The sequence below is a fragment of the Variovorax atrisoli 110B genome, assembly GCF_000382045.1.
Lineage (GTDB): Bacteria > Pseudomonadota > Gammaproteobacteria > Burkholderiales > Burkholderiaceae_C > Variovorax > Variovorax atrisoli.
Genome location: NZ_KB907451.1, coordinates 359,473 through 376,647 on the forward strand (window position 1 = coordinate 359,473; position 17,175 = coordinate 376,647).

The 17,175-nt window shown below is 66.5% G+C and carries 19 protein-coding genes; 14 read left to right on the forward strand and 5 right to left on the reverse strand.

Annotated elements, in window-relative coordinates; genetic code table 11:
• Window positions 1–3: 3 nt before the first annotated feature.
• Window positions 4–204 (forward strand): hypothetical protein, encoded by a 201-nt coding sequence (locus tag G369_RS0109740; protein ID WP_019653811.1) that lies wholly within the window; start codon window positions 4–6, stop codon window positions 202–204.
• Between the two features lie 18 nt (window positions 205–222).
• Here the strand turns inward: G369_RS0109740 and G369_RS0109745 are convergent, their stop codons facing one another.
• The 3 genes from G369_RS0109745 to G369_RS0109755 form a co-directional block, all read right to left on the reverse strand.
• Entirely contained in the window at window positions 223–1,665 is a 1,443-nt protein-coding gene (locus G369_RS0109745; RefSeq protein ID WP_019653812.1) for a sensor histidine kinase, read from the reverse strand.
• Between the two features lie 115 nt (window positions 1,666–1,780).
• On the reverse strand, window positions 1,781–2,455 hold the full coding sequence (locus tag G369_RS0109750) for a response regulator transcription factor (RefSeq protein ID WP_019653813.1): 675 nt from the start codon (window positions 2,453–2,455) through the stop codon (window positions 1,781–1,783).
• Between the two features lie 72 nt (window positions 2,456–2,527).
• Complete coding sequence (locus tag G369_RS0109755) at window positions 2,528–3,013, reverse strand: MarR family winged helix-turn-helix transcriptional regulator (RefSeq protein WP_019653814.1); 486 nt, start codon at window positions 3,011–3,013, stop codon at window positions 2,528–2,530.
• A gap of 146 nt (window positions 3,014–3,159) precedes the next feature.
• On the opposite strand from G369_RS0109755, the gene recA reads away from it, so the two are divergent.
• Genes recA through G369_RS0109770 form a run of 3 tightly spaced genes read left to right on the forward strand, consistent with a single transcriptional unit; the run spans window position 3,160 to window position 5,186 of the window.
• Window positions 3,160–4,263: a recombinase RecA gene (gene recA / locus G369_RS0109760; protein WP_019653815.1), complete on the forward strand. Its 1,104-nt coding sequence runs from the start codon at window positions 3,160–3,162 to the stop codon at window positions 4,261–4,263.
• A 49-nt stretch (window positions 4,264–4,312) separates the two neighbouring features.
• Window positions 4,313–4,774, forward strand: a complete 462-nt coding sequence (gene recX / locus G369_RS0109765) for a recombination regulator RecX (protein ID WP_019653816.1) — start codon at window positions 4,313–4,315, stop codon at window positions 4,772–4,774.
• Window positions 4,755–5,186 carry a hypothetical protein gene (locus G369_RS0109770; RefSeq protein WP_019653817.1) on the forward strand — a complete coding sequence of 144 codons (432 nt, stop codon included), beginning with the start codon at window positions 4,755–4,757 and terminating at the stop codon, window positions 5,184–5,186. The genes recX and G369_RS0109770 overlap by 20 nt, the downstream gene beginning before the upstream one ends.
• Before the next feature lie 26 nt (window positions 5,187–5,212).
• On the opposite strand, the gene yiaA is transcribed toward G369_RS0109770, so the two are convergent.
• Entirely contained in the window at window positions 5,213–5,650 is a 438-nt protein-coding gene (gene yiaA, locus G369_RS0109775) for an inner membrane protein YiaA (RefSeq protein ID WP_019653818.1), read from the reverse strand.
• A 90-nt stretch (window positions 5,651–5,740) separates the two neighbouring features.
• On the opposite strand from yiaA, the gene G369_RS0109780 reads away from it, so the two are divergent.
• A complete protein-coding gene (locus G369_RS0109780; protein ID WP_019653819.1) occupies window positions 5,741–6,484 on the forward strand; it encodes a hypothetical protein in 744 nt (247 codons plus the stop codon).
• A 52-nt stretch (window positions 6,485–6,536) separates the two neighbouring features.
• Here the strand turns inward: G369_RS0109780 and argC are convergent, their stop codons facing one another.
• Window positions 6,537–7,460, reverse strand: a complete 924-nt coding sequence (argC, locus tag G369_RS0109785) for an N-acetyl-gamma-glutamyl-phosphate reductase (protein WP_019653820.1) — start codon at window positions 7,458–7,460, stop codon at window positions 6,537–6,539.
• Window positions 7,461–7,678: 218 nt separating this feature from the next.
• On the opposite strand from argC, the gene sucC reads away from it, so the two are divergent.
• The 9 genes from sucC (at window position 7,679) to G369_RS38525 (ending at window position 17,081) form a co-directional block, all read left to right on the forward strand.
• Entirely contained in the window at window positions 7,679–8,845 is a 1,167-nt protein-coding gene (sucC, locus tag G369_RS0109790; protein ID WP_019653821.1) for an ADP-forming succinate--CoA ligase subunit beta, read from the forward strand.
• A 10-nt stretch (window positions 8,846–8,855) separates the two neighbouring features.
• Complete coding sequence (sucD, locus tag G369_RS0109795; protein ID WP_019653822.1) at window positions 8,856–9,749, forward strand: succinate--CoA ligase subunit alpha; 894 nt, start codon at window positions 8,856–8,858, stop codon at window positions 9,747–9,749.
• A gap of 120 nt (window positions 9,750–9,869) precedes the next feature.
• The gene (locus tag G369_RS0109800; protein WP_019653823.1) at window positions 9,870–10,556 is read left to right on the forward strand and encodes a TerC family protein; all 687 of its coding nucleotides are present in this window, start codon (window positions 9,870–9,872) and stop codon (window positions 10,554–10,556) included.
• 28 nt (window positions 10,557–10,584) lie between these two features.
• A complete protein-coding gene (locus G369_RS0109805) occupies window positions 10,585–11,385 on the forward strand; it encodes a Stp1/IreP family PP2C-type Ser/Thr phosphatase (protein WP_019653824.1) in 801 nt (266 codons plus the stop codon).
• 78 nt (window positions 11,386–11,463) lie between these two features.
• Window positions 11,464–12,117, forward strand: a complete 654-nt coding sequence (locus G369_RS0109810; protein ID WP_019653825.1) for an FHA domain-containing protein — start codon at window positions 11,464–11,466, stop codon at window positions 12,115–12,117.
• 51 nt (window positions 12,118–12,168) lie between these two features.
• Window positions 12,169–14,427: a CHASE2 domain-containing protein gene (locus G369_RS0109815; RefSeq protein WP_019653826.1), complete on the forward strand. Its 2,259-nt coding sequence runs from the start codon at window positions 12,169–12,171 to the stop codon at window positions 14,425–14,427.
• A 29-nt stretch (window positions 14,428–14,456) separates the two neighbouring features.
• A complete protein-coding gene (locus G369_RS0109820) occupies window positions 14,457–15,260 on the forward strand; it encodes a 3',5'-cyclic-nucleotide phosphodiesterase (protein ID WP_019653827.1) in 804 nt (267 codons plus the stop codon).
• Window positions 15,261–15,473: 213 nt separating this feature from the next.
• On the forward strand, window positions 15,474–15,983 hold the full coding sequence (locus tag G369_RS37505; protein ID WP_038114255.1) for a pilin: 510 nt from the start codon (window positions 15,474–15,476) through the stop codon (window positions 15,981–15,983).
• Window positions 15,984–16,799: 816 nt separating this feature from the next.
• The gene (locus tag G369_RS38525; RefSeq protein ID WP_157773675.1) at window positions 16,800–17,081 is read left to right on the forward strand and encodes a hypothetical protein; all 282 of its coding nucleotides are present in this window, start codon (window positions 16,800–16,802) and stop codon (window positions 17,079–17,081) included.
• Window positions 17,082–17,175 lie beyond the last annotated feature (94 nt).

Sequence of the window (17,175 nt, forward strand, 5' to 3'; positions counted from 1 at the left end):
ACCATGAAGCTGCGCCTGCTCCTCGTCGTGCTGCTGCTGGCCAACGCCGGCTACTTCCTCTGGACACGCGGCGACCTCGCGGGCTTCGGCCTCGCGCCGGCCTCCCTCGCGGAGCGCGAGCCGCAGCGCATGGCGCGGCAGATCCACCCCGAGTGGTTGCAGATCCGCAAGGAATCGGCGAAGCCTGCTGCGCCGGCGCCGTAGACGGTTTCCGGGCGCGCCTCAGGAGGGCTGCTCGGCTTCGAAGCGCACGGTGAACAGCGCCCCTGGCGGGTGCTTGCCCGGATGCGCGTCCTCCAGCTTCACCTGCGCGCGGTGCTGGTTCGCGATCTCCAGAACGATCGGCAGGCCCAGCCCCGAGCCGTCGGCCTCGTTGCCGAGCACGCGGTAGAAGGGCTCGAACACCAGCTCGCGGTCGGCCTCGGCGATGCCCGGGCCGTTGTCCTCCACCTGCAGCAGCAGCACGTGGCCGAAGGGATCGGCCAGTACGCGCACGGTGATCAGGCCGGGGCGCTCGGGCGTCGAGGGCGTGTAGTTGATGGCGTTGTCGACGAGGTTGCGCACCAGCTCCTTCAGCAGCGTGGGATTGCCGTCGAACACCACGCCCGGCTGGCCGGGCTCCACGCCGTCGTAGCCCAGGTCGATGCGCTTCTCGATCGCGCGCGGCACAGCCTCGCGCACCACCTCGATGGTCAGCTTCGCGAGGTCGCAGGGCTGGTGGTGCGTATGGGCGCTGTTGCCCTCGGCGCGCGCCAGCGACAGCAGCTGGTTCACCGTGTGCGTCGCGCGCTTGCTCGCGCGGCCGATCTGCTTGAGCGACTGCTTCAGCTCGTCGGCGTTCGCGCCCTCGCGCTGCGCCAGGTCGGCCTGCATGCGCAGGCCCGCCAGCGGCGTCTTCAGCTGGTGCGCCGCGTCGGCCAGGAAGCGCTTCTGCGTGCCGATGGAGTCGTTGAGCTTGTCCAGCAGCTCGTTCACCGACGACACCAGCGGCACCACCTCCAGCGGCACCGAGGACTCATCCAGCGGGCTCAGGTCGCCGGGGCGCCGCTCGCGGATGCGCGCCTCCACCACCGACAGCGGCTTGATGCCGCGCACCAGCGCCAGCCAGATCAGGAGCACCGCCAGCGGCAGGATCGCGAACTGCGGCAGCAGCACGCCCTTGATGATCTCCGCCGCCAGCACCGACTGCTTCTCGCGCGTCTCGGCCAGCTGCAGCAGCGTGGGCGGCACGTCGTCGGCACCGCTGGCGATCCACATCGAAGCGACGCGCACCGGCTGGCCGTGCACGTCGCTGTTGTGCAGGAACACCTGTCCGGGGGGCAGCGGCTCGTCGAGGCCGGGCTGCGGGATGTCGCGCTCGCCGCTGAGCAGGTTGTCGTAGCCGTCGAGCAGCTGGTAGTAGACGTGGCCAGCCTCGTCGGCGCGCAGGATCTCGCGCGCCGACTGCGACAGCACGAACTGCACGTGCCCCTCCTTCACCGTCACCAGCTCGGCCAGCACCTTCACGTTGTGCTCCAGCGCGCGGTCGAAGGGCGCGTTGGCGATGCCCTGCGCCACCAGCCAGGTGACGCCGATGCTCACCGGCACCAGCAGCAGCAGCGGCGTGAGCATCCAGTCGAGGATCTCGCCGAACAGGGAGCGCTGCGCGCGCTGGAAAAGCTTCACTTGGTTCGCTCCCGGGCAGCGCGCACCGCGTGCCTCTGCGCCGCCGTCTTTCCGAGGGCGATGCCTGCGGGCCGGCAGAGCCGGTTCCGCGGCATTTCCCGCATGTCAGGGCGCATCAGGGCTGGATCTTCTCGAGGCAGTAGCCCAGCCCGCGAACGGTCGCGATGCGCACCGGGCCCTTCTCGATCTTCTTGCGCAGGCGGTGGATGTAGACCTCGATGGCGTTGAGGCTCACTTCCTCGCCCCATTCGCACAGGCGGTCGACGAGCTGGTCCTTGCTCACCAGCCGGCCGGCGCGCTGCAGCAGCACTTCGAGCAGGCCGAGTTCGCGCGCCGAGAGCTCGATCATCTTGCCGTCGATGGTGGCCACGCGGCCGGCCTGGTCGTACACCAGCGGGCCGTGGCGGATCGTGTTGCTGGTGGCGCCCATGCCGCGCCGGGTGAGGGCGCGCACGCGCGCCTCGAGCTCCTGCAGGCTGAAGGGCTTGGCCATGTAGTCGTCGGCGCCGTGGTCCAGGCCCTTGACCCGCTCCTCCACGCTGTCGGCGGCGGTGAGCACCAGCACCGGCAGCTGCGAGCCGCGTGCGCGCAGCCGCTTGAGGATCTCGATGCCGTGCAGGCTGGGCAGCCCGAGGTCGAGGATCAGCAGGTCGAACTCGTCATGGGTCATGAGCGCGGTGTCGGCCTGCGAGCCGTTGGCCACGTGGTCGACTGCCGCGCCCGAGGTGCGCAGGCTGCGCAGCAGGGCATCGGCCAGCACCTGGTCGTCTTCGGCAATCAGAATCCGCATGCGCCACCTCCGGCCTGTTTCAGGTGTCGGGCGCCACGCCGGCGCCGTTCACATTTGTCTCTTTGCCGGAGTCTAGCCCGCCGTATAGGCTTCGAGTCCGATGGTTACCACGGTGGCGATCTCGTCGCCCACGCTGCTTCGGAACTCCTTCTCGGCCTGCGTGACGGCGCCGCGGAAGGCGTCCAGCCAGGCCAGCCCGTCGGCGGTGAAGAGCACGCGCCGCGCCCGTGCGTCCAGCGGATCGGGCCCGCGCGTGACCAGCCCCCAGGCCTCGCACTGGTCGACCAGCGCGCCCATCGCCTGCTTGGTCATGCCGGCGCGCTCGGCCAGCTCTGTGAGGCGCGAGCCCTCGCGCGACAGGTGCCGTGTGATGTGGATGTGCGCCGCGCTCACCTGCGCGCGCGCCGCGAGGTTCGACAGGGCCAGCGGCACGTCGACGTCGTGCGCCATCAGCTCCAGCACGCGCTCGTCGAAGCGGCGCATGGCGTGGCCGAGCAGGCGGCCGAGGTGGGTCTGGCGCCAGGCGTCCTGGTCGGCTGGGAAGGGGGCATCGGCCATGGCTTGAAATGGTAAAGCAAACTGACCAAAAAACAGGTTTACGCCGCAGGATCAGCCTCTACACTACTGTTCAAGCATCCAGCCTGTAGTTAAACGCAGATGGGTGGAGTCACACACAAGCCATTGATCTTCAAGGAGTTTTTCAAATGGACGCAGTAGTCAAGGGTTCGAGCATCGGCGCCAACAGCGAGAAGGCCAAGGCCCTGCAGGCCGCGCTGGCCCAGATCGAAAAGCAGTTCGGCAAGGGCACCATCATGCGGCTCGGCGAGGGCGAGGTGCTGGAGGACATCCAGGTCGTCTCCACCGGCTCCCTGGGCCTGGACATCGCGCTGGGCGTCGGCGGCCTGCCGCGCGGCCGCGTCATCGAGATCTACGGCCCTGAATCCTCGGGCAAGACCACGCTCACGCTGCAGGTCATCGCCGCCATGCAGAAGCAGGCCGGCACCTGCGCCTTCGTCGACGCCGAACACGCCCTCGACGTGCAGTACGCCCAGAAGCTCGGCGTCAACCTGTCCGACCTGCTGATCAGCCAGCCCGACACCGGCGAGCAGGCCCTCGAGATCGTCGACTCGCTGGTGCGCTCGGGCGCTGTGGACCTGATCGTGGTCGACTCGGTCGCCGCGCTCACGCCCAAGGCCGAAATCGAAGGCGAGATGGGCGACTCGCTGCCCGGCCTGCAGGCCCGCCTGATGAGCCAGGCGCTGCGCAAGCTCACCGCCACGATCAAGAAGACCAACTGCATGGTCATCTTCATCAACCAGATCCGCATGAAGATCGGCGTGATGTTCGGCTCGCCCGAGACCACCACCGGCGGCAACGCGCTGAAGTTCTACGCCTCGGTGCGCCTGGACATCCGCCGCATCGGCACCATCAAGAAGGGCGACGAGGCCATCGGCAACGAGACCAAGGTGAAGGTGGTGAAGAACAAGGTCTCGCCTCCGTTCAAGACGGCCGAGTTCGACATCCTGTTCGGCGAGGGCATCAGCCGCGAGGGCGAGATCATCGACATGGGCGTGAACGCCAAGATCATCGACAAGTCGGGCGCCTGGTACGCCTACAACGGCGAGAAGATCGGCCAGGGCCGCGACAACGCCCGCGAGTTCCTGCGCGAGAACCCCTCGCTGTCGCGCGAGATCGAGAACAAGGTGCGCGAGTCGCTGGGCGTGCCGCTGCTGGCCGCCGATGCCGAGGACGCGCCCGAGAAGCCGCAGAAGGCTTCCAAGGCCGACAAGGCGGACAAGGGCGAGTAAGTTCGAGCAAGGACAGGCGCGGCCCCGCGGGGCCGCGATCGCCCCCCGCATGGCATTCGAAGCTCCTTCACTCAAGGGCCGCGCGCTGCGCCTCCTGAGCCAGCGCGAGCATTCGCGTGCGGAGCTGGAGCGCAAGCTGGCAAGGCACGAGGAAGAGCCCGGCACGCTGGCGAAGGCGCTCGACGAGCTGGCCGCCAAGGACTTCATCAGCGAGCCGCGCGTGGTGGCCTCGGTGCTTCACCAGCGCGCGGCGACTTCCGGGGCCCTGCGCGTGAGGCAGGAGCTGCAGGCCAGGGGCATCGCGCCCGAGGCCATCGCCGAGGCGGTGGCGGGCCTGCAGGAAACCGAGGTCGAGCGCGCCGCCGCCCTGTGGCGCCGCCGCTTCGACGCTCCGCCTGCCGATGCGAAGGAGCGGGCGAAGCAGATGCGATTCCTGATGGCGCGCGGCTTCTCGGGCGCCGTCGTCTCCAAGGTGCTCAGGAGCGATTTCGATGAAGCAGCAGACGAGTGAAGGCGCCGCGGCGCAATCCCGCGTCATCACCCAGCGCGTCGCCTGCGAATGGCGCCGCGCCTACGTGCTGGCGGCCGACCCGAAGCGCCTGCCCGAATGGGCCAGCGGCCTTGCGAAGAGCGCACTGGTGCCGCACGGCGACCACTGGATAGTGCGCACGCCCGAAAGCGGCGAGGCTCGCATGCGCTTTGCCGCGCGCAACGATCTCGGCGTGCTCGACCACTGGGTGGCGCCCGAAGGCGTGCCCGAGGTCTACCTGCCGTTCCGCGTGATCGGCGTCGCGCCGGACGCCTGCGAGCTTCAGTTCACGCTGTTGCGCCAGCCGCACATGGACGATGCGGCCTTCGAGCGCGACGCGCAGTGGATCGCCCGCGACCTGCGCACCTTGCGCGACCTGCTCGAGGCGGGCTGACGGGACGGACTGGCCGGGCGGCGGCTTCAGCCGGCTTCGGGGGCGTCGTCGAGCGAAGGCGCTTCGCTCTTGTGCGCGGCGATGTCGCGCACGTTCTTCTGCACGGCCACCGCGCCGAACAGGCTCAGCAGGAAGGCCATCGCGTAGAAGCCCTTCTCGCTGGCCGCCAGCGTGGCGTTGAAGAGGCCGATGGCCAGCAGCGCCACCGACAGCAGCAGCGAGATCCAGCACAGGCCGTAGTAGATGCCGGTGACCGAGATGCCCTCGAGGCGGTCGCGCACCGTCTTCTGCAGCGACACGGCGGAGAAGAGGCCATACATCAGCACGGTGAAGTAGTAGCCCTTCTCGTTGAGTTGCATGGCTGCGTTCCACAGCCCGATCAGGTAGACGATGGCGCCGATGAACAGCGCTGCCCAGGAAGCGGCGACGAATGCCGCGGTCGGTTTCTGGAATCGGACGGCCATGGGATTCTCCTCGTATGGTTTGCGCGCGATTATGGTGGAGCGGCGCCGATGGCATGATCCCCGTCAATAACAACGGAGGAGTCTTTCCACATGTCGTCATCCGACCCCGCGGCCCAGCAGCCGTCGCTCGTGCGCACCGGTGCCAAGGCCGGGCTGTCCTTCGCCGGTTCCGTGATCAAGGGCGCCCTTCTCGGCGTGTTTCTGGGCGGCGGCGTTTTCTTCTTCTACCTGAGCCAGTTGCAGGGCCCGGGCAACGTCGCCGCGCGCGCGGGCGGCGTTGGTGCCGCCCTGGCGCTCATCACCTCGCCGCCGCTGCTGGTGGCGCTCCTGCTGCTGTTCTTCGTGGTCGTCTACGTGGCGCTGGGTGTGCAGCAAGGGCGTGCGCGCGCGATGCAGCACCTGGTCCAGGCGCGCGGCGAGGCGGTGTCGCAGCGGCTCGGCGGCGCCATCGCGGGCCGCATCGAGGCCATGCCGATGGCGCATGGCGCCTTGCACCGGGCGGCCGACTGGCTGTCGGTCGATGCGCTGAGCAAGCAGCTCGCGCCGGTGCTGGGCGAGGGCAGGGCGGTGCGCACGATCGTGGCCTTCGTGATCGGCAGGCTGCCGCTGAGCGAGATGCTGGCCGAATGGCAGCAAAGCCGCGATGAGAACGCAAATGCGCCGGTGGCGGGCGAGGGCGGTGTCGCGGCGCAGGATCCGGCGCTGCGCGCGCTGCTCACGCGCCGCATCCACGAGGCGCTCCAGGACATGGCGGAGCCCTCGCGCATGCCGCTGTACATCGCGCTGGGCGCTCACGCGGCCCTGCTGGGCGTGGGGCTCTGGCTCGTGAAATGAGCGGCGGGCGGGCTGTTTGCCCGCCGTGCCGCTGAAGCCCGTGAAAGGGGGCTCAGAGCCCCAGCATCAGCTTCAGGTTCTGCACCGCGGCGCCGCTGGCGCCCTTGCCGAGGTTGTCGAGGCGGGCGATCACCACGGCGTGGCGATGGTCCTCGTTCGGGAACACGCGGATCTCGAGGTTGTTGGTGTCGTTGAGCGCGAGCGCCTCGAGCTTGCCGTCTTCGGTCGGCGGAAGCACCTTCACGAACTTCTCGGGCGTGTTGCTGCGCGCGTAGTGCGCGGCCAGCGCGTCCTGCAGGTCGCCGGCCTTGGGCTTGCCGGGCAGCAGGTCGAGGTGCAGGGGCAGCTGCACCAGCATGCCCTGCTTGAAGTTGCCCACCGACGGGATGAACACGGGCCGGCGGGTGAGGCCGGTGTAGGCCATGATTTCGGGGATGTGCTTGTGCTTGAGGCCCAGCGCGTAGATCTCGAAGGCGGGCGCTTCGCCCGTCTCGTAGGCCTCGATCATGGTGCGGCCGCCGCCCGAGTAGCCGCTCACGGAAGGCAGCGAGATGGGGAAGTTGGCCGGCAGGATGCCCGCGTCGACCAGCGGGCGGACCATGGCGATCGCGCCCGTGGCGTAGCAGCCGGGGTTGCCGACGCGCTCGGCCTTGGCCACGGCCTGCCAGTGACCCTCGGTGAGTTCGGGGAAGCCGAACACCCAGCCCGGGGCGATGCGGTGCGCCGTGGAGGCGTCGATGATCTTGGGCTTGGCGCCGGGCAGCTGGTCGATCAGCGCGACCGATTCGCGAGCGGCGTCGTCGTGCAGGCACAGCACCACCAGGTCGACGCCGGCCATCAGCTCGCGCTTGGCGTTGGCGTCCTTTCGCAGCTCGGGGGCGATGCTCACGAGTTCGACCTGCGGCATCGCCTGCAGACGTTCGCGGATCTGGAGGCCGGTGGTGCCGGCTTCGCCGTCGATGAAAACCTTGGCCATGATGGAATTGCCCCTGGGTAGCTGGTGGAGGAAGTACGGGAAGTACGTATTGCCCGCAACCACACTCTCAGTATTGGTGCGGCGCACCATGATACAGTCCGCGGTTGTTCGCCGCCCCCAGCCGTCAGGCTGCCGTCGCCCGCGGACAACAGAGCATAGACCCTCTCCAGCCCAGATCTCCCGATTTCTCAACTTCCTCCTTCCGAGAGACATCCCTCATGAAGATTCACGAGTACCAAGGCAAGGAAATCCTTGCCAAGTTCGGCGTGCCGGTGCCGCGCGGCATCCCGGCCTACACGGTCCAGGAGGCGGTTGAAGCCGCCCAGAAGCTTGGTGGCCCGGTCTGGGTCGTCAAGGCCCAGATCCACGCGGGTGGCCGCGGCAAGGGCGGCGGCGTCAAGGTCGCCAAGTCCATCGAGGACGTCAAGAAGCTCGCCGGCGAGATCCTGGGCATGCAGCTCAAGACCCACCAGACCGGCCCCGAAGGCCAGAAGGTCCGCCGCCTGTACATCGAGGACGGCGCCGACATCCAGAAGGAATACTACGTCTCGGCCGTGACCGACCGCGCCACCCAGAAGGTGGCCTTCATCGCTTCCAGCGAAGGCGGCATGGACATCGAGGAAGTGGCCCACTCCTCGCCCGAGAAGATCATCACCGTGTTCGCCGACCCGGCCCAGGGCCTGACCGACGAACAGGCCAAGCAGATCGCCGACGGCATCGGCATCCCGGCCGACTCCACCGCCCAGGCCGTGGACATCTTCAAGAAGCTGTACACCTGCTACATGGAGACGGACGCCTCGCTGGTCGAGATCAACCCGCTCAACCGTGACAGCAAGGGCAACATCATCGCCCTGGACGCCAAGTTCAACTTCGACAGCAACGCGCTGTTCCGCCACCCCGAGATCGTCGCCCTGCGCGACCTCGACGAGGAAGACGCGGCCGAAGTGGAAGCTTCGAAGTTCGACCTCGCCTACATCTCGCTGGACGGCAACATCGGCTGCCTGGTGAACGGTGCCGGCCTGGCCATGGCCACCATGGACACCATCAAGCTGTTCGGCGGCGAGCCGGCCAACTTCCTGGACGTGGGCGGCGGCGCCACCCCCGAGAAGGTCACCGAGGCCTTCAAGATCATGCTGAAGAACAAGAACGTGGAAGCCATCCTGGTGAACATCTTCGGCGGCATCATGAAGTGCGACACCATCGCCACCGGCGTGATCGCAGCCTGCAAGGCCGTGAACCTGCAAGTGCCGCTGGTCGTGCGCATGAAGGGCACCAACGAAGTCGAAGGCAAGAAGCTGCTGGCCGAATCGGGCCTGCCGATCATCAGCGCCGACACCATGGCGGAAGCGGCCCAGAAGGTCGTGGCAGCAGTCAAGAAGGCCTAAGGAACAAGTCATGTCGATCTACATCAACAAAGACACCAAAGTCATCACGCAGGGCATCACCGGCAAGACCGGCCAGTTCCACACCGAGAAGTGCCAGGAATACGCGAACGGCAAGAACGCCTTCGTGGCCGGCGTGAACCCGAAGAAGGCCGGCGAGTCGATCTTCAACATCCCGATCTTCGGCTCGGTCAAGGAAGCCTCCCAGCAGACGGGCGCCACCGTGTCGGTGATCTACGTGCCGCCGGCAGGCGCCGCGGCCGCCATCTGGGAAGCCGTTGAAGCCGACCTCGACATGGCGATCTGCATCACCGAAGGCATCCCGGTTCGCGACATGCTCGAAGTGCGCAACAAGATGAAGGCCAAGGAAGCCGCCGGCGGCAAGAAGACGCTGCTGCTGGGCCCGAACTGCCCCGGCCTGATCACGCCCGACGAGATCAAGATCGGCATCATGCCCGGCCACATCCACCGCAAGGGCCGCATCGGCGTGGTCTCGCGCTCCGGCACGCTGACCTACGAAGCCGTGGCTCAGCTGACCGAGATCGGCCTGGGCCAGTCCTCGGCTGTCGGCATCGGCGGCGATCCGATCAACGGCCTGAAGCACATCGACGTGATGAAGGCCTTCAACGACGATCCGGACACCGACGCCGTGATCATGATCGGCGAGATCGGCGGCCCCGACGAGGCCGACGCTGCCCGCTGGTGCAAGGACAACATGAAGAAGCCGGTCGTCGGCTTCATCGCCGGTGTCACTGCGCCTCCCGGCAAGCGCATGGGCCACGCCGGCGCGCTGATCTCCGGCGGCGCCGACACGGCCGAAGCCAAGCTGTCCATCATGGAAGAATGCGGCTTCACCGTGACGCGCAACTTCTCGGAACTGGCCAAGCTGCTCAAGGCCAAGCTGTAAAGAGACGGCTCCGCGACACCGGCCGCAGAGCCGGGTCATGAGAGGACCACGCAGAAACAAGAAAGCGCCCGCACTGGCTTGCGGGCGCTTTTTTCAATAAAACACAGTGGGATCAGAGACATGGAATTTCTTCAAAGCACCGATTTCTGGATAGGTCTGCTCAAGATCATCTGGATCAACATCATCCTGTCGGGCGACAACGCGGTGGTGATCGCCATGGCGGCGCGCTCGCTGCCGCCCGCGCAGCAGCAAAAGGCCGTGCTCTTCGGCTCGGGTGCGGCCGTGGTGCTGCGGATCGTGCTCACGGTGGTGGCGGCCAAGCTGCTCGCCCTGCCTTACCTGCAGATCATCGGCGGCATGCTGCTGCTGTGGATCGGCCTGCAGCTGCTGAGCGAGGACGACGACGGCGAGGGCGAGTCCAAGGAATACGGCAGCATGATGGCGGCCGTGCGCACCATCCTGCTGGCCGACCTGGTGATGAGCCTGGACAACGTGATCGCCGTGGCGGCCGCGGCACAGGGCAGCATGGTGCTGCTGATTCTTGGCCTGGCGATCAGTATTCCCTTGGTGATTTTCGGCAGCACGCTCATGATCAAGCTCATGGAACGTTTCCCGATCATCGTCATGCTGGGCGCCGCCCTGATCGGCTGGGTCGGCGGCGAGACCATCGCCCAGGACGCCATCCTGCGCGACACGCTGGCAGCCAACCCCTGGTTGCACTACGCGGCTGCGGCTGCCGGTGCGGTGTTCGTCGTGGCCGTCGGCCGCCTCATGCAGCGGCGTGCGCACGCCGCTGCGCAGCACTGAGTCCAAGAGAAAGCGGCGCTGACAGACCATGGCGAGTGTCGGCGTCTCCCTTTTTTCCACCCGCCCTTCGCTGACCTGGGAGTTCGCCTCCCTGACCGACGTCGGGCGGATGCGCGCTCACAACGAAGACGCGGTGCACATCGATCCCGCCCTGGGCCTGGCCCTGCTGGCCGACGGCATGGGCGGCTACAAGGGCGGCGAGGTGGCCAGCGCCATGGCCGTCTCGCTGCTGCACGCCAGCTTCGGCCGCTGGTTCGCCCACGCGGGAATGCAGGCGCCGGCCCGCGTGGTCAGGCGGGCCCTGCAGGCGGCCACTGACGAGGCCAACAGCGCGATCCTGCACGAAGGCACCACCAACCCCGAACTGCAAGGCATGGGGACGACCCTGGTCCTGGCGGCGTTCCGGCCGCAACGGGTAGTGGTCGGTCACATCGGCGATTCGCGCTGCTACCGCCTGCGCAACGGCAAGCTGGAGCTGCTCACCCGCGACCATTCCCTGCGCCAGCAGCAGCTGGACGCAGGCGCCATCACGGCCGAGGAGGCGCTGAATTCCCCCACCCGCAACCTCGTGACGCGCGCCGTCGGGGTCGAGGCCCAAGTCTTGCTGGAAATGCATGAGCACAGCGCAAGACCGGGCGATCTCTATATGCTTTGCTCCGACGGGCTCAGCGAGATGGTTTCCGATGAGCAGCTTTTCACGCTTCTAGAACACGATGTCGGGCTTCAGAAAAAAGCATCACTTTTGGTTGCAATTGCCAATGACAATGGCGGACGGGACAACATCTCCGTCGTCCTGGCCAGGGCGAGCGTCGCGGAAACGCCGCGCTAGGGCCGCTGGCAGGTTCCGCGGGCAGCAAGGCAGTCTGCCCGCCATCGTCATTCATGCTTTGGATTCGGGGAGTCGGCAATGCCGAAGATGATCATTTCGGTCGATGGCGTTGTCATCGGGCAGGTGGCGCTCGCCAAGGAGCGCACGACGCTGGGACGCCGTGCCTACAACGACATCGTGATCGACAATCTGGCGGTCAGCGGCGAGCACGCCGTGCTGCACATGACTGGCGGCGAAGTTGAAATTGAAGATCTCAACAGCACCAACGGCACCTACGTCAACGCGCTCGCCGTCCAGCGGCAGGCGCTCAAGGACAACGATGTCATCGAGGTCGGAGGCTGCCGCATCCACTTCCGCGCCCGCAGCAACCTCGACACCGGCGCCGGCTCCATCCGCACGGCCTCGGGCGAGTACCCGTCGGGCGCCATGCCGCTGTCTTCGGCGCCCACGGAGTCCGGCGCGCTGGTCGAACTCGGCATTCCGGTGCTGCGCGTGCTCTCCGGCGTCAACGAAGGACAGGACGTCGCGCTGCAGAAGGTCGTCACCACCGTCGGCAAGCCCGGCGTCGCGGTGGCCGTGGTCACGCGGCGGCGCCAGGGTTACGTGGCCGCCGGCGTCGAAGGCAACGTCACGCTCAATGGACTGCAGCTGGGGTCGGAGGCCGTCGCGCTGCAGGAGCGCGACGTGCTCGAGCTGGGCAATGCCACGCGCATGCAGTTCGTGCGCATCTGAGCCGCTCCCGTTTCTGGCTCTCCAGGGGCCGGCCTTCACGGACCGCATGCCGTGAGAGAAGAACTGCGGCGGCACTGGCCGCGCATCGTCATCACGCTGCTGCCGGTGCTGTTCGCGCTGGCGCACGCCACGGGCGCCTGGCGGCTGACCGCGCTGGAGCGCCTCGACCAGCTGATCTACGACATCCGCCTGCGCGCCACCATGCCGGGCACGCCCGACGCACGGGTGGTGATCGTCGATGTCGACGACGCCAGCCTCGCGCGCCAGGGCCAGTGGCCGTGGCCGCGCGACAGGATCGCGGCCCTGACCACCGAGCTGTTCGACCGCCAGCAGGCGGCCGTGCTGGGCTTCGACGTCATGTTCCTGGAGCCCGACCGCAGCTCGGGCCTCGACAGGCTGCGGCAGCTCGCGAGCGGCCCCCTGGCCAGAACGCCGGGCCTGGCCGCCGAGATCGAGCGGCTCGCGCCCTCGCTCGACCATGACGCCACGCTTGCCGCCGCGCTGAGCGGCCGGCGGGTGGCGCTGGGCTACTACTTCACGCGCACCGAGCCGCCGAGCGCGAAGGGACAGCTGCCCGCGGCGCCCCTGCTTCCGGCCGGTGCCTTCCCCCAGGGCGCTGCCTACGCCACGGGCTGGAACGGCTTCGGCGCCAGCCTGCCGGAGCTTGCGAAGGCGGCACCCGTCGCGGGCTTCCTGAACACCCTGGTCGACATCAACGGCGACGGCGTCATCCGCAGCGTGCCGCTCATCGCCCGCTACGACGGCGACAAGGCACAGCCGGGCTACTACGAATCGCTGGGGCTTGCGGTGTACCGGCTCGCGAACGGATCGCCGCCGGTGCAACCCACCTTCGCGCCCGGCGGCGGAAGCACGCCCCAGCTCGAATCGCTGAGGGTGGGGCGGCTGCGCATCCCGGTCGACGCCACCGGCAGCATGCAGGTGCCGTTCCGCGGCCAGGGCGGTGCGGACGGCGGATCGTTCCGCTACGTGCCCGCCGCCGACGTGCTCGAAGGACGCCTCGCCCCCGGCGAGCTGAAGGACAAGATCGTGCTCGTGGGCGCCACCGCCCCCGGGCTGCAGGACCTGCGCGCCACGCCCGCCGAGGCCGCGTTCCCGGGCGTGGAGGTGCACGCGAACATCGTTTCGGCGCTGCTCGAGCGGCGCCTGCTCAGCGTGCCCGACTACGCCCCTGGCTACGAGGTGCTGCTCGTCGTGCTGACGGGGCTCCTGCTCGCCTTCGGGATGTCGCTGCTGTCCGCGCCGCGCGCCATGCTGCTGGCCGTCGGCGCGATGACGGCGCTGATCGGGATGAACGTATGGCTCTACACGGGCTACAGCCTCGTGCTGCCGCTCGGCTCGGCGCTGGCGATGGCGGCCCTGGCGTTCGCGTTCAACATGAGCTGGGGCTACTTCTTCGAGTCGCGCGCCCGGCGCGGCCTCGTGCGGCTCTTCGGCACCTACGTGCCGCCCCAACTCGTCGACGAGATGATGGCGCAGCCCGACCGCTACAGCATGCGCGCCGAGAGCAAGCCCATGACCGTGATGTTCTGCGACATGCGCGACTTCACGCGCCTGTCGGAGCAGATGGCGCCGGCCGAGCTGCAGGGCTTTCTCAACACCGTCTTCAGCCGGCTCACCGACGTGATCAGCGCCCACCGCGGCACCGTCGACAAGTACATGGGCGACTGCGTCATGGCCTTCTGGGGCGCACCCGTCGACACGCCGGACCACGCAACGCTCGCCGTGCGCGCCGCGCTCGACATGGCCGAAGCCGTGCACGACATCAACCGCATCCATCGGGCGAGCGGCCGGCCCGAGATCAGCGTGGGCATCGGCATCAACAGCGGGGTGATGAGCGTGGGCGACATGGGCTCGGCGGCGCGCCGCAGCTACACGGTGGTCGGCGATGCGGTCAACCTCGCATCGCGCCTCGAGGGCCTGAGCGGGCACTACGGCGTCGAAGTGGTCGCCAGCGGCGCAACGCGCGAACTCGCGCCGGGCTTCGTCTGGCAGGAGCTCGACAGCGTGCGGGTCAAGGGCAAAGCACAAGCCGTTTCCGTTTTTACGCCCCTCGCCGCGGGCACCCCCGAGGCGCTGCAGCAGGCGCAGCAGATGCTGGAACGATGGAGCGAAGTCCTCGCCGCATATCGCCGGCAGGACTGGGCCATGGGCCGAAACTTGCTGGCGCCCCTGCTCGCCGCGGATGCGAAAAAAGTCCTTTACCAGCTCTACGCCCAGCGTTTAGCCTCGATGGCGTTGCGACCGCAAGACCCGAACTGGGACGGCGCAACCCGGTTCGAGACCAAATGACGACAGACGCATCAAAGGGGTCTTTCACAATGCAGGTTCGTGTGCTGGGTTGCTCGGGCGCCATCGCCAAAGACTGCCGCACCACCTCGTTCCTGGTCGACACGGACCTGCTCGTCGATGCGGGCACGGGCGTCGGAGACCTCACGCTCGACGAGATGGTCGGCATCGACGACGTCGTGCTCACGCACAGCCACCTCGACCACATCGCCGCACTCCCCCTGATGGTCGACGCCGTCGGCGGCCGTCGCTCGCAGCCGCTGCGCGTGCATGCGCTCAGGGACACCATCGACGCGCTGCGCGTTCACATCTTCAACAACGTCATCTGGCCCGACTTCGAGAGCATTCCCAGCCCGCAGGCGCCGTTCGTGAGCTTCCATGACATCGCCGTGGGCCAGCAGCTGCCGCTGGGCAGCCGCGAGCCCAAGGTGGTCGAGGTGCTGCCCGCAGTCCATACCGTGCCGGCCTGCGGCTTCGCCGTGCGGCCGGCCGAGCGAAGCGCCCATTGGGTGTTCAGCGGCGACACCGAGCGCAACGCGCCCTTCTGGGAACGCGTGAACGAACTCGACGTGGCGATGCTGGTCATCGAAACCGCATTCAGCAGCCGCGAGCAGGCGCTGGCGGAGCGCAGCCTGCACCTGTCGCCCCCGCTTCTGGCGAGCGAACTGGCCCATATTGCGCCGGGCAGGCAGTACCCGATCTACATCACCCACACCAAGCCCGCCGAAACCGACGAGATCATGAGCCAGATCGAAGCCCTGGTGGTCGAGCAGGCGGCAGGCATGGCGCAACGGGACATTCGCTGGCTGAAGGTGGATGGCGTCCTGACTTTCTGACCACCGGTCAGTGACGCGTTGGCATGACAAATTTGTCACCACGTGTAGCATCTTGAGGCAAGTTGTGTCACATGGTGTAACTCCAATGTGGTCAGAGGTGACACGTCCGGTACGGGAAAGGGCCCCTTGGCGGGTGGCACAGATGCTGCGGAAGGTACCTCGCTCCGGGCAGGTTCCCGGGCGTAACAACCAACCTACCTGGAGTTAGTTCAAATGAACCGTCGTACTCTCGCCCGCCGCGCTCAGGCCGGCTTTACCCTTATCGAACTGATGATCGTTGTGGCGATCATTGGTATCTTGGCTGCTATTGCGATTCCGCAGTACCAGACCTATGTCGCGAAGTCGCAGGTGGCTCGTGCTATGGGTGAAACCAGCAGCTTGAAGACCAATGTTGAAACTTGTCTTCTCGAAGGCCGTAACGTTCCGAATTCGAATATTCCTGCAGCCACTCAGCAAGCAGCGACGGATTGCAATCTCCAAGCTACAGCTTCTTCCATTTTGACCGGCGCCGCTCAAGGCAATGGCAGTGCCGCTCCCACGGGCACCGGTTATCCAATCGTTACTTTTGGAACCCCTTCTACGATCGTCGCTACTTTCGGCAGCGGTGCTGCTACCGCTCTTACGACGAACGGCTCGAACACCCTGACTTGGTCGCGTGATGCTGATGGCACGTGGACTTGCGCCTCGACGGTGAACGATAAGTACCGCGCCAAGGGGTGCTGATTCATCTGCCCACAAGCGAGGCCGCCTTCGGGCGGCCTTTTCATTGGTGGAAAGTATGCTGGATCGGCATTGGTTTATCTGTGATCGCTGCCGTTATCAACAAGGTATTTGTAGCGCTCTCGCAGCCCTAATATCAGACTATGTATTGTTCAGTGCGTAATGAAAGAGGTTGGAGCCATCTAGATATGTACTTGCTGCATGCGAAGGTCGAGGATCGGAGATCCGGCTGCTCCCGGTAAATGCGATCGTGATGGCTACATATTAGGCTTGCGGCTACGCAGCCCCCTTGATCGCCGCAATCTGGTCAATGCTCGGGACTAGTGTTTCGCCAACGATCTTGCCTACCCGTCATTCCACCAACGATCGTGGCGACTTTCGGACACCTTGCTGGGGTCCTTAAAGTAATCCGGTCCGGCACTATTGCATAGACGCGCGACCTGAACGACTCTCGGGCCTGTAAAACGTCATCGAAAGGCCCATATCGGCACCATGCGCACGAGTTCAAGATTCAGCCGTGCCGGGATATCCGCAGTGGCGTCGTCGGTCAGCATGATGCGGGCAAAAAGTACATTGTCGACCAATCTATTTCAGCTGTGGCTGGCTCACCAGCGGGGTGGGTTGAGCACCGAGAAGGCGGAAGCATCGGGTATCGCGGAGCAAGAAGCTAGGCTCGCCACTCGAGCCCGAGGTGGCAACCTGCTATGGAAATAGGCTTTACCAAAAGCCGGGCCTGTGTGTGGCGAGCGACCAACGAGTGCTGATCGATCGCCACTGATCGAAACCTACACAATCCGACAGCGGTGTGAGTGACCGAGCTTGTACCTAGCACCGTATGTGCGTTGTAGGGAACGGGTTGGGCGTGTCGATGAGTTCGCCCCGGCAACCCGTACCAAAAATGTGCAGGCCGAGAGCCTCACAAAAACGCTCAAGGTCGAGGCCATCTATAAAGGCGGCTATGAAACATCTTCGCCGATGTCGCGGCTCGAGTCCGAGATTCCTGGAGAGATCTACAACGCCAAACGCCTGCAATCTGCGCTTGGCTATCGGTCACTGCACGAATTTGAAATTTGCCCGGTCCAGCAAGCGGCTTTAATCTGAATTTCCGGTGGTCCAGCCTCAGGGACTCATTCCTATCGGCTGCTGAAAGTTCAATGGCACTCCGGGCGCTGGCAAGCAGCGATCCTCTAGAGAG

What these genes read in the sequence shown, in the direction of transcription:
- recX (WP_019653816.1), top strand. Translation starts at nt 4,313, where the DNA reads ATGGCATTCGAAGCTCCTTCACTCAAGGGCCGCGCGCTGCGCCTCCTG.
- yiaA (WP_019653818.1), bottom strand. Translation starts at nt 5,650, where the DNA reads ATGGCCGTCCGATTCCAGAAACCGACCGCGGCATTCGTCGCCGCTTCC.
- recA (WP_019653815.1), top strand. Translation starts at nt 3,160, where the DNA reads ATGGACGCAGTAGTCAAGGGTTCGAGCATCGGCGCCAACAGCGAGAAG.
- G369_RS0109750 (WP_019653813.1), bottom strand. Translation starts at nt 2,455, where the DNA reads ATGCGGATTCTGATTGCCGAAGACGACCAGGTGCTGGCCGATGCCCTG.
- G369_RS0109820 (WP_019653827.1), top strand. Translation starts at nt 14,457, where the DNA reads ATGCAGGTTCGTGTGCTGGGTTGCTCGGGCGCCATCGCCAAAGACTGC.
- G369_RS0109780 (WP_019653819.1), top strand. Translation starts at nt 5,741, where the DNA reads ATGTCGTCATCCGACCCCGCGGCCCAGCAGCCGTCGCTCGTGCGCACC.
- G369_RS0109770 (WP_019653817.1), top strand. Translation starts at nt 4,755, where the DNA reads ATGAAGCAGCAGACGAGTGAAGGCGCCGCGGCGCAATCCCGCGTCATC.
- G369_RS0109805 (WP_019653824.1), top strand. Translation starts at nt 10,585, where the DNA reads ATGGCGAGTGTCGGCGTCTCCCTTTTTTCCACCCGCCCTTCGCTGACC.
- G369_RS0109755 (WP_019653814.1), bottom strand. Translation starts at nt 3,013, where the DNA reads ATGGCCGATGCCCCCTTCCCAGCCGACCAGGACGCCTGGCGCCAGACC.
- sucC (WP_019653821.1), top strand. Translation starts at nt 7,679, where the DNA reads ATGAAGATTCACGAGTACCAAGGCAAGGAAATCCTTGCCAAGTTCGGC.
- argC (WP_019653820.1), bottom strand. Translation starts at nt 7,460, where the DNA reads ATGGCCAAGGTTTTCATCGACGGCGAAGCCGGCACCACCGGCCTCCAG.
- G369_RS37505 (WP_038114255.1), top strand. Translation starts at nt 15,474, where the DNA reads ATGAACCGTCGTACTCTCGCCCGCCGCGCTCAGGCCGGCTTTACCCTT.
- sucD (WP_019653822.1), top strand. Translation starts at nt 8,856, where the DNA reads ATGTCGATCTACATCAACAAAGACACCAAAGTCATCACGCAGGGCATC.
- G369_RS0109800 (WP_019653823.1), top strand. Translation starts at nt 9,870, where the DNA reads ATGGAATTTCTTCAAAGCACCGATTTCTGGATAGGTCTGCTCAAGATC.
- G369_RS0109740 (WP_019653811.1), top strand. Translation starts at nt 4, where the DNA reads ATGAAGCTGCGCCTGCTCCTCGTCGTGCTGCTGCTGGCCAACGCCGGC.
- G369_RS0109810 (WP_019653825.1), top strand. Translation starts at nt 11,464, where the DNA reads ATGCCGAAGATGATCATTTCGGTCGATGGCGTTGTCATCGGGCAGGTG.